The sequence below is a fragment of the Pseudomonas sp. 30_B genome, from assembly GCF_017491605.1.
Lineage (GTDB): Bacteria > Pseudomonadota > Gammaproteobacteria > Pseudomonadales > Pseudomonadaceae > Pseudomonas.
Map to the genome: position 1 here is coordinate 1 of NZ_JAFGYY010000512.1, position 243 is coordinate 243.

Here is a 243-nt window from a genome sequence, read left to right on the forward strand (position 1 = left end):
TCCATTCCTTCGCCGACGGCAAGATCGAGGACACCGGTGCGCTGACCAAGAAGCGCATGGAAACCATCGACGACGAGACCACCCAGGCGGCGATCAACTTCATCGACAAGCAGGCCAAGGCCGACAAGCCGTTCTTCGTCTGGATGAACACCACCCGCATGCACGCCTTCACCCACATACGCGAATCCATGCAGGGCCAGAGCGGCATGCCGGGCAACGAGTACGCTGATGGCATGCTCGAGC

Annotated in this window: 1 pseudogene; it reads left to right on the forward strand. The window is 60.9% G+C overall.

From position 1 onward, the window contains the following. Nucleotides 1-243 (forward strand): annotated as a pseudogene (locus J5M67_RS29285) (arylsulfatase); the annotation flags it as partial.